This is a genomic window from Streptomyces sp. TAA040, from assembly GCF_000424845.1.
Genome location: NZ_KE384254.1, coordinates 171,537 through 181,469, shown reverse-complemented (window position 1 = coordinate 181,469; position 9,933 = coordinate 171,537). Strand labels below are relative to the sequence as shown.

Genomic DNA, 9,933 nt, shown 5'->3' with positions numbered 1-9,933 from the left:
CGATTAGCTCAGCGGGAGAGCGCTTCCCTGACACGGAAGAGGTCACTGGTTCAATCCCAGTATCGTCCACAGCAGAGCACCGCAGCGGGGCCCGGTCGTCACGGCGATCGGGCCCCGCTGCACGTTGTGCTTCCGCGCCCGGGTCGGCGCCGGGGCGGTGGGTCCGTCAGCGGCGGGGCGGGTCCGTCAGGAGGAGAACAGCATCCGGCCGAAGCCCTTCTTGCCTCGGTAGTGGCCGTGGCCGCCGTGCCCGCCGTGGTGCGGGGCGCCCCAGGCGGGCCCGGGGGCGTACGGGCGGGCGCCGGGGCCGGAGGGGTAGGGCTGCGGGGCGGGCGGCGGCTGCTGGGACCACTGGGCCTCCATGCTCGTCAGCGACTCCAGCTCGCCGTAGTCGAGGAAGATCCCGCGACACCCGCTGCACTGCTCGATCTGGACCCCGCCACGGTTGTACGTGTGCATCACTGCACGGCACTTGGGACACTGCATCGTCGGTATCTCTCCTCGCGGCCACGGACCGGCCCGTCCGGCCCGGATCTCAGCCTACGTGCCCCGGCCCGCGCAGAGTTGGACAATGCGCAGGCAGCCGTCGAGCAGCGCCTGCTCGCTCTCGTCCGGTGCCCGGCCCTCCTCCGACGCCTTGGCGGCGGCGGTCGCGGCGCCCTGGACGGTGAGGGCCCTGGCCGGCACGTCCAGCGCGGGCCAGGGGTCGCCCGTCGCGGGGACGGCGCAGCCGCCGGCCGCCCGGTAGGCGCCGAGCAGGCGCTCCCAGTCCTCCGCCGGCAGCAGCCCTGCCGCGAACCAGGCGGCGGGGCGGCCCAGGTCCCACGCCGGGTCGCCGAGACCGAGGTCGTCCACGTCGATCAACCGCCACCGGCCGCCGGCCGCCGGGTGGCGCACCAGCTGCCCGAGGTGGAAGTCGCCGTGGCACAGGGCGAGGGGCCGGGAAGCCGTGCGGTCGTCACGCCCCTCCCGCGGCACCGGCGCGGACTCGCCGCGCGCCCAGACGGGCAGCCCTCGCCAGGCGGCCTCCACCGGGGAGGTGGCTGACCGCGGGGCGTCGCTGCGGCGCATGCGGCGCAGCGCGCGGGCGGCCTTCCGCGGTCCCCGCATCCGCGGCGTGCCCGGGGCGAACATCCCGACGGGCGCCCGGTGCAGGGCGGCGAGCAGTTCCCCGGCCTCCGCCCAGGGCGCCCGGTCGGGCCGCTCCGGGTCCACCGGGGCCCCGTACGGCCAGCGGGTCACCGGTCGGCCGCCGGGGAGCAGGCCCACCAGGCCGTCCGGGCCGGGGCCCGGGCAGGGCAGCGGCGTGAGCAGGGCCCGGCGCAGTTCCGGCCGTGCGGCGAGCCGCACCCGCTGCCGCAGCGAGACGAGGTCGCTCGCGGCGGAATGGGCCTTGACGACGACCGGTCCGCTGCGGACGACCAAGGCGTCCGGCCGGTCGGCGAGCAAGTGCGGCCGCTGCCCCGGCCCGGCGCCCGCGAGTTGCGCCAAACGCCCTGCCAGTGCGGGCTCCACCCGCTCACCTCCGTGTTCCGGGGCGACGGCCTCCGGTGGTCCGCACGACGTTCGCACTGCCGGGATGCTAGCGGACGCCCCGCGCGGGCCCGTGCCGCCCATGCGGCCGGTTTCGGGGCAACGGGCCCCACTGCGGCGCTGGTTGCCCGGCGGGAGGGCCCGGACGACGCGAAGCCCGGACAGCTCCCCAGGTGTCCGGGCTTCGCGCGTTCGCCGCGCCCCGTCCTCACGGGGCTCATGACGGATGCTCGGTCCGGGCCGCTCTCCCGGACCAGGGCCGGTTCAGCCACCCAGCATGCCCGCCACGGACGAAGCCTGGGTGACCACGGACTCCACTCCGCCGAACAGGACGGCGAGGAGGACCGCGAACGGCAGGACCATCGCGACGGCGACCAGCGGGTGCCGGCGGCCGGAGGGCACGGGTCCGCCGGGGGTACCGGCCAGGAACCCGGTGACGCGGCCCGGGGTCCGGAGCGCGGTACGGCCTGCGGTGTGCGCCATCGTGGAACTCCTGTCGTGATCTGGGGCGGCGGGCGGTTGCTCTCGGGGGACGAGTGCTTCGCCCGCCGCTTGACCTCGACACTAGGCTCCGGCGAACCGCCGGGCGTCATGCCCGCGGACCGACCCCGGACATCCCCCAGGATGAGGAGGAAGACTGCCGGGTACTCCCTTGGGTGGACATCCGGCGCGCCGCCCACCGGGACATCCCCCAGGGGCCGCCCCGCCTGCCCCGGTGTCAGGCCGCCAGACCACCGCCGGGCGGTCCACCGGGCGCGGTCGCGGCACCGCCGCGCGAAGCGGCGGACGCCCCGGACTGCGGGCCCGGCACCTGCATCGGGTGCTCGACCAGGGCCAGCACCCGGTTGGCCATGAACCGTGCGGTGCGCACCACGGTTCCGCTGCGGGTGACTTCACTCACTTCCACCACTCCCCTGCGCACCTGGGTCTCCACTCGGCGGCCCGCCCGCCCGGCCGTCATCTCGTAGCTCCGTACGGAGTCGCCGGCGTCCACCACTATCTCCACCCAGTCACCTTTCACTGCGTCACTCCTCTGTGCAGCAGGGCCTGTTGGGGTACGAGTGTGCGGACGTCCACTGCTGCGGGTGGACGCCCCCTCACTGCTTCCCAGCATCCCACCGGGGACTGACAACCCGTCCGGCACCGTGTGCGCGGCCTCTCGGCGCGCGGGCGCGGCAGTCCGTAAGCTGTGGACGTCAGACGACGGGCAGCGAAGTGGGGCCTCCCCACCGGAGGTAGGGGAAGGACATGACGATGATGCGGCTCCGGCGTGAGGACCCGCGAGTCGTCGGCTCGTTCAAGCTCCACCGGAGACTGGGCGCGGGCGGCATGGGGGTCGTGTACCTCGGGTCGGACCGGCGCGGGCAGCGGGTGGCGCTGAAGGTGATCCGGCCCGATCTCGCCGAGGACCAGGAGTTCCGTTCCCGCTTCGCCCGTGAGGTCTCCGCGGCCCGGCGCATCCGCGGGGGCTGCACGGCCCGGCTGGTCGCCGCCGATCTGGACGCCGACCGCCCCTGGTTCGCCACCCAGTACGTCCCCGGTCCCTCGCTGCACGACAAGGTGAACGAGGGGGGCCAGCTGCCCCCGGCCCAGGTGGCGGCAATCGGCGCGGCCCTGTCCGAGGGGCTGCTGGCGGTGCACGAGGCCGGGGTGGTCCACCGGGACCTCAAGCCGTCCAACATCCTGCTCTCCCCCAAGGGGCCGCGCATCATCGACTTCGGCATCGCCTGGGCGACCGGTGCCAGTACGCTCACCCACGTCGGCACCGCCGTCGGCTCCCCCGGGTTCCTCGCCCCGGAGCAAGTGCGCGGGGCGACGGTGTCGCCGGCCACCGACGTCTTCTCGCTCGGGGCCACCCTGGCCTACGCGGCCACCGCGGACTCCCCGTTCGGGCACGGCAGTTCCGAGGTGATGCTGTACCGCGTGGTGCACGAGGAACCACAGTTGCACACGGTTCCCGCCGCGCTGGCCCCGATCGTGCACGCCTGCCTGGCCAAGAACCCCGAGGAGCGGCCGAGCACCCTACAGCTCTCGCTGCGCCTGAAGGAGATCGCCGCGCGCGAGGCCAGGGGGCTGCCGGAGGGTGGCACGGCTGCCCGGGGCCGCGCCGCGACGGATGCGGGGGCGGGTGCCGCGTCCACCGAGCGGTCGCGCCTCCTGCCTCCCGCCACGGCGCCGCACGCGTCCCGCGCCTCCACCCCCAGGCCGGCGCCCTCCGGCAGCAGGCCCCGTCGCCCCACCCGGGGCACCGGGAGCCGGGCCCGGCGTCCAAGCCCGGAGCGCCGGGGCAGCGGACCGCGGACGGCGGGCCGCCGGGCCGACCCGGAGGCGAACCGCCGGCTGCTGCGGCAGCGGCTGGTGGTGTTCGTGACGGTGACGCTGCTGGTGGCGCTGGGCATTGCCGCGGCGCAGGGCTGCGAGGGCCCGGCGAACGGGCTTGCCCCCACCGACTCCGTCCGGCCCGCCCCGGCAGCTCAGCTCCCGGCTGCGGGCGGGAGCTGAGCTTCCGGGCACGGCGCCGTCGCTCGCGAGGTCAGCGGGGACGCGTGAGGTGGAAGGCCACCGCGGAGGCCGCCGCGACGTTGAGCGAGTCCACCCCGGCGGCCATCGGGATGCTCACCCGCAGGTCGGCCGCGTCGAGGGCCGCCTGCGACAGCCCGTCCCCCTCGGTACCGAGCAGCAGTGCCAGCCGCTCGTCACGACGGGCGGCCAGCTCGTCGACGGAGATCGAGTCCTCGGCCAGGCAGAGGGCGGCGGTGGTGAACCCGCACGCGCGGAAGAGCGCGCACTCCCTGGGCCAGGAGTCCAAGCGGGTCCAGGGCATCTGGAGCACCGCGCCCATCGAGACCTTCACCGCCCGCCGGTACAGCGGGTCGGCGCAGCGCGGGGTAAGGAGGACGGCGTCAACTCCGAGTGCGGCCGCGTTCCGGAAGGCGGCGCCGAGGTTGGCGTGGTCGACGATGTCCTCGAAGACCGCGATCCGCCGCGGGGCACGGGAGTCGGGACCGCACACCCGGTCCAGCAGGTCACCGGCCGGCGGCAGCGGCTTGCGCTCCATGGAGGCCAGCGCGCCACGGTGCACGTGGTAGCCGGTGACCTGCTCGGCGACCTCCCGTTCGACGAGGTGCACCGGGGCGGAAGTCGCCTCTACCACGTCCCGCATCACCGGCAGCCACTTCGCGGAGAGCAGCATGGACCGCATGCGGTAGCCCGCTCGCAGGGCGCGGCGGATGACCTTCTCGCCCTCGGCGATGAAGAGCCCCTCGGCCGGCTCCCGGCGGCGCCGCAGGGCCACGTCGGTGAGCGAGGTGTAGTCGCCCAGCCGGGGGTCCCCGGGATCGTCGATGGTCAGGGTCTCGCCCACGGCGCCGTCCCGCCCTCTCGTTGGGTCGCCCGGCGCCCTCCGGCCGCGCGTCCGTGTCATCCGATCGCCGCAGGTCCGACGGCGACCACCTCGCCGACCACCACGACGGCGGGCGGCCGGACGCCGGCCTCGGCCGTCCGCTCGGCCACGGTGGCGAGCGTCGCGTCCACCCTGCGCTGGCCGGCCATGGTGCCTTCCTGGATGACGGCGACCGGGGTGCCGGGGTCGCGGCCGCCCTCGACGAGGGTACGGGCGATGGCCCCGATCCGTTCCACGGCCATGAGCAGTACCAGGGTCCCGCGCAGTCGGGCCAGTGCCGTCCAGTCGACGAGCGAACTGTCGTCGTCGGGCGACACGTGACCGCTGACCACGGTGAACTCGTGCGCCACCCCCCGGTGGGTGACCGGGATGCCGGCGGCGCCGGGCACGCTGATCGCGCTGGAGATTCCCGGCACCACCGTGACCGCGATGCCCGCCTCGGTCAGCGCGGCCAGCTCCTCCATTCCGCGGCCGAAGACGTAGGGGTCGCCGCCCTTGAGCCGGACCACCTGCCGACCCGCCTCGGCGTGCTCGATCAAGGCGCTGTTGATCGCCTCCTGGGCCATCGCGCGGCCGTAGGGGATCTTCGCGGCGTCGATGACCTCGACGTGCGGTGGCAGTTCGTCCAACAGGTCGCGGGGTCCGAGCCGGTCGGCGATCACCACGTCGGCCTCGGCCAGCAGCCGCCGGCCGCGCACGGTGATGAGATCCGGGTCGCCGGGTCCGCCGCCCACCAGGGCGACCCCCGCGGCACGGGTCCGGTGGGCGGGGGCAGGGAGGCTGCCGTTCCGCAGGCCCTCGACCACCGCGTCGCGCACCGCCGCCGAGCGCATCGGGTCGCGGCCGGTGAGCACCGCCACCGTCACGCCCTCGCTGCGTCCGGTGGCCGGCGTCCAGGCGGTGGCGGCCTCCGCGTCGTCGCTGCGCACGCACCAGATCCGGCGGGCCTCTCCCTCGGCGGAGGCGGAGGCGTTGGCCACCGGATCGCTGGTGGCGATCAGCGCGTACCAGGCGCCCTCCAGGTCTCCCTCGCGGTAGCCGCGCCGCTGCCATCCGATCTCCCCGGCGTCGGCCATCGCCTCGACCGAGGGAGTGGCCTCCGGGGCGATCAGGTCGACCTCGGCGCCCGCCGCGACCAGCGTGGGCAGCCTGCGCTGGGCGACGGTGCCACCGCCCAGGACGACCACACGGCGGCCTTCCAGACGCAGTCCGACGGGGTAAGCGGGCATGTCCGGCATGGCGATGCGGCTCCTCGGGCGGGGATACTGAGCCGCTGCGGCGCCGGAGCGGCTGGTACGAGCACTGTAGGGGGCGGGCGGTGACTCAGTTCTTCCCGGTCACGCCCGCCGCGTCGAAGGTCGCGACCTCGTGCATGGCGCGGGCTGCGCTCTGCACCACGGGCAGCGCCAGCAGCGCGCCGGTGCCCTCGCCCAGCCGCAGGTCGAGATCGACCAGCGGCCGCAGTCCGAGCTTGGTGAGGGCGGCGACGTGGCCGGGTTCCGCACTGCGGTGGCCGGCGATGCAGGCGGCCAGCGCCTCCGGGGCGATCGCCCGAGCGACCAGGGCGGCGGCACCGGCGCTGACCCCGTCGAGCACGACCGGGGTGCGCAGCGAGGCCCCTCCGAGGATGAAACCCACCAGCGCCGCGTGCTCCAGACCGCCGACCGCGGCCAGCACCCCGAGCGGATCGGCGGGATCCGGCCGGTGCAGCTCCAGACCGCGCCGCACGACGTCGACCTTGTGGGCGTGCATCTCGTCGTTGGCCCCCGTGCCACGGCCGGTGACCTCGGCCGGATCGGCCCCGGTGAAGACCGAGACCAGCGCGGCCGAGACGGTGGTGTTGGCGATCCCCATCTCCCCGGTGACCAGGGCCTTGTTGCCCGCCGAGACCAGGTCGCGGGCGGTCTCGATGCCGACCTCCACGGCCTGCTGGGCCTCCTGCCTGCTCATCGCCGGGCCGGTGGTGAAGTCGGCGGTGCCCGGCCGGACCTTGCGCGGCACGAGTCCGGGCGTGCTGGGCAGCTCGCCCGCGACACCGACGTCGATCACGCACACCTCCGCACCGACCTGGTTCGCGAAGGCGTTGCACACCGCTCCGCCGCCGAGGAAGTTGGCGACCATCTGCCCGGTCACCTCCTGCGGCCAGGAGGTGACGCCCTGGGCGTGCACCCCGTGGTCGCCGGCGAAGATCGCCACCGCGGCGGGCTCCGGGATCGGCGGCGGGCACTTCCTGGCCAGTCCGCTGAGCTGCGCGGAGATGATCTCCAGCATGCCCAGGGCGCCGGCCGGTTTGGTCATCCGCTTCTGCCGCTCCCACGCCTCGCCGAGCGCCTTGGCGTCGAGCGGGCGAATCCCGCCGAGGGTCTCGCTGAGCAGGTCGTGCGGCTCGGCACCGGGCAGCACCCGGCGGCCGTAGGACTCCTCGTGCACGACCCAGGAGAGCGGGCGGCGCTTGGACCAGCCGGACTGGACGAGCTCCGGTTCGTCGGGGAAGGCGTCGACGTAGCCGACGCACAGGTAGGCCACCACTTCGAGGTGCTCGGGCAGCCCGAGGGTCCGGACCATCTCCCGTTCGTCGAAGAAGCTGACCCAGCCGACACCGAGGCCCTCCGCGCGGGCAGCGAGCCAGAGGTTCTCGACCGCGAGGGCGGAGGAGTAGGGCGCCATCTGCGGCTGGGTGTGCCGCCCGAGGGTGTGCCGCCCACCCCGGGTGGGGTCGGCGGTGACGACGATGTTGACCGGGGTGTCGAGGATCGCCTCGATCTTGAGCTGCCTGAACTGCTTGGCCCGGGCCTTGGGCAGTGACTTGGCGTACGCGTCCCGCTGCCGGACGGCCAGCTCGTGCATCGTGCGCCGGGTCTCCTCCGAACGGACGATCACAAAGTCCCAGGGCTGGGAGTGGCCCACGCTCGGCGCGGTGTGCGCGGCCTCCAGCACCCGCAGGAGGACCTCGTGCGGGATCGGGTCCGGGCGGAAGCCGTTCCGGATGTCGCGGCGTTCGCGCATCACGCGGTGCAGCGCCTCCCGGTCGGCGTCCGGGTACCCGGGAGCGGGCGGGCCTCCCGGCTCCGCGGCCGGCGGCTGCCGCCCCGGTTCCGGGTGGGCGTCGGGCTGCGCGTCCGCGGCGGGGCCCGGCCGGGTCGGCTCGGGGACGCCCGGCGCCGCTTCGGGGCCCGGCTGCGAATCGGCTGCGACCTCCGTTTCGGGAGCGGGGGCCGGCTCGGAGACAGGGGCGGGGCCGTTCCCGGGAGGCGGCGGGGCCTCGTACGACGGGGTCCGCCCGACGGCGACCGGCTGCGGCGGTGCGACGGGGTCGGGCTGCGGCGGTGCGGCACGGGCTTCCGACGGTCCCGGAAACGCCGCGACGTCGGCGTCCGCGGAGGCCGGCGGCGTCGCGGGCCCGGCGGCGGGCTCCGGTGCGGCCTCGCCCGGCGGGGGCTCCGTCACGCTTACCTCGACGGCCTCCGGCTCGGGCTCCGCGGCCCTCGGGGCGGGGACGGCGTGCCTGTCGCTACCGGTAGCGACCTCCGGACCGGTGGCGCCCTCCGGAGTCGCGGCGTCGACGGGCGGCTGGGCGGCCGGATCGACGGGTGCTACCACCTCGGGAGCCGCGGCGGCCTCCGGCTGCGGCGGTGCGACGGGGTCCGCCAGCGCCTCGGGCGACGGCCCGGGTGCGGGCTGCACGGGCAGTTCCTCGGCGGCGGCCGGTGGCACGGACGCCTCGGACAGCACCCGCTCGGGTGCGGGCACCTGCGCCGGGAGGAGGGCCTCGCGGTCCTGCACCGGCAGGGGCTCTCCCTCCCCGGGCTCCCCGCCGTCCGCCGAGGCGTCGCCCTCCGCGGCGGCCGGCTGCGGTGCAGCGGAGCGCTCGGGGCTCTCGGCGGCGTACGTCGCGACAGAGCCATGCGGGACGGGACCCCCGGCCGAGGGCTCCGGGGCCGTTGCCGGCTCCGGGGCTCCCGGGGCCGGGGTCCGCGGGGCGGACGGCACGGCGGAGCGCGGCGCCCCTCCGGCGGCGGGGGGCTCCGGAGCGGGGGGTTCGGCCGGGAGTGCGGCGCCGCCCGACGCCGGTACCGCTTCCGGGTACTGCCGCCGTGCCTCGACCGCCTCTCCACCGGGGGCGGCGGGCGCCGGCCAACTGCTCTCCGGCAGCGGCGGCAGGGCGCCGAGCTGCGGCCCGGGCAGCTCCGACTCCGGCGCGGGGGCGCTACCGTGCCGACGGTCGGTGTCCAGGTACTCAGGTCCGTTCGCCTGCTGCCCGGGGGCTGCCGCAGCGTGCGCACGGTGGCTGGTGGAGACGCCGCGAGGCGGGGTGGGCGTGGTCGGCCCGCGGTCGGCGAGCGAGCGCACCGCCCCGGACTGCTCGGGCACCGGCGGGCCGAGGTGGAGCGGTCGGCGCGGTGCGGCGGGCGCCTGCGTCGCGGAGGAATCGGGAGCGCGTGCCGCGCCGCGGTCGGCGGGGGCGGAGCCCGGGGCGGCGGCGTGCTCGGGCAGGTGGGTCGCTTCGGCGGTCCGGGGCTGCTCCTGCGCCGGGTGCGGTGCGTACGGCGTCTGCGGGGCGGGCTCCCCCCAGGCCCCGCGGGAGCCGGGCATCAGCAACTGGTCGTCCTCGTCGGCCGCGGAGTACGCCGCGGCCGCCTCACCCGCCGGCTCCGCGAAGTGGTACGCACCGGGAGCCGGGACGCCCGGCTGTTCCGGCTGTCCGCCTGCGTTCTCCGGCTGCCCCTCGCCCGGGACCTGGCCGGTGTCAGTCATGCGTACCCCTCGCACATCGGTGATGCTCCCTTCAGCCCGGCGGTGCTCGCTCACGTGTGGTGCGGCCGTTGGACGGAAGGAGTGCCCTTCCCGCGCGTCCTCACCTGAACAACGAGTCGGCCGCGTGCGCGGCACGTCCACCACCGGCGCCACCCGTGAAATGACGACAAAACGTCAATCCCGGGTGACTGCACAACAGTCCATCAGCTTACCCGGCGGGCGCTCCGGCGCAGGCCACGGGG

The 9,933-nt window shown here is 75.9% G+C and carries 8 protein-coding genes and 1 tRNA gene; 2 read left to right on the top strand and 7 right to left on the bottom strand.

Features of this window, described 5'->3' with window-relative positions; all coding sequences use genetic code 11:
* Positions 1 to 69, top strand: a tRNA-Val gene (locus tag H300_RS0122600).
* A gap of 117 nt (positions 70 to 186) precedes the next feature.
* Here H300_RS0122600 and H300_RS0122595 read toward each other — a convergent pair.
* The 4 genes from H300_RS0122595 to H300_RS28790 form a co-directional block, all read right to left on the bottom strand.
* Entirely contained in the window at positions 187 to 486 is a 300-nt protein-coding gene (locus H300_RS0122595) for a TFIIB-type zinc ribbon-containing protein (RefSeq protein WP_037981584.1), read from the bottom strand.
* A gap of 54 nt (positions 487 to 540) precedes the next feature.
* Positions 541 to 1,572, bottom strand: coding sequence for a phosphotransferase (locus tag H300_RS0122590; RefSeq protein ID WP_486584013.1), 1,032 nt, complete (start codon positions 1,570 to 1,572; stop codon positions 541 to 543).
* A 225-nt stretch (positions 1,573 to 1,797) separates the two neighbouring features.
* Positions 1,798 to 2,016 (bottom strand): hypothetical protein, encoded by a 219-nt coding sequence (locus H300_RS0122585; RefSeq protein WP_028429186.1) that lies wholly within the window; start codon positions 2,014 to 2,016, stop codon positions 1,798 to 1,800.
* A 235-nt stretch (positions 2,017 to 2,251) separates the two neighbouring features.
* Positions 2,252 to 2,554, bottom strand: coding sequence for a hypothetical protein (locus tag H300_RS28790; RefSeq protein ID WP_051270297.1), 303 nt, complete (start codon positions 2,552 to 2,554; stop codon positions 2,252 to 2,254).
* A 227-nt stretch (positions 2,555 to 2,781) separates the two neighbouring features.
* Here H300_RS28790 and H300_RS0122575 point away from each other — a divergent pair, with 227 nt between their 5' ends.
* Positions 2,782 to 4,035 carry a serine/threonine-protein kinase gene (locus tag H300_RS0122575; RefSeq protein ID WP_028429185.1) on the top strand — a complete coding sequence of 418 codons (1,254 nt, stop codon included), beginning with the start codon at positions 2,782 to 2,784 and terminating at the stop codon, positions 4,033 to 4,035.
* A 31-nt stretch (positions 4,036 to 4,066) separates the two neighbouring features.
* Here H300_RS0122575 and H300_RS0122570 read toward each other — a convergent pair whose 3' ends face one another.
* The 3 genes from H300_RS0122570 to cobT all read right to left on the bottom strand — a co-directional run bounded on the left by H300_RS0122570 (position 4,067) and on the right by cobT (position 9,691).
* Positions 4,067 to 4,897, bottom strand: coding sequence for a TrmH family RNA methyltransferase (locus tag H300_RS0122570; protein WP_028429184.1), 831 nt, complete (start codon positions 4,895 to 4,897; stop codon positions 4,067 to 4,069).
* Between the two features lie 56 nt (positions 4,898 to 4,953).
* Positions 4,954 to 6,174, bottom strand: a complete 1,221-nt coding sequence (cobA, locus tag H300_RS0122565) for a uroporphyrinogen-III C-methyltransferase (RefSeq protein ID WP_028429183.1) — start codon at positions 6,172 to 6,174, stop codon at positions 4,954 to 4,956.
* 85 nt (positions 6,175 to 6,259) lie between these two features.
* Positions 6,260 to 9,691 (bottom strand): nicotinate-nucleotide--dimethylbenzimidazole phosphoribosyltransferase, encoded by a 3,432-nt coding sequence (gene cobT / locus H300_RS0122560; RefSeq protein WP_028429182.1) that lies wholly within the window; start codon positions 9,689 to 9,691, stop codon positions 6,260 to 6,262.
* Positions 9,692 to 9,933 lie beyond the last annotated feature (242 nt).

Coding starts and splice junctions, on each gene's coding strand:
- H300_RS0122595 (WP_037981584.1), bottom strand. CDS start 486: ATGCAGTGTCCCAAGTGCCGTGCAGTGATGCACACGTACAACCGTGGC.
- H300_RS0122585 (WP_028429186.1), bottom strand. CDS start 2,016: ATGGCGCACACCGCAGGCCGTACCGCGCTCCGGACCCCGGGCCGCGTC.
- H300_RS0122575 (WP_028429185.1), top strand. CDS start 2,782: ATGACGATGATGCGGCTCCGGCGTGAGGACCCGCGAGTCGTCGGCTCG.
- cobA (WP_028429183.1), bottom strand. CDS start 6,174: ATGCCGGACATGCCCGCTTACCCCGTCGGACTGCGTCTGGAAGGCCGC.
- cobT (WP_028429182.1), bottom strand. CDS start 9,691: ATGACTGACACCGGCCAGGTCCCGGGCGAGGGGCAGCCGGAGAACGCA.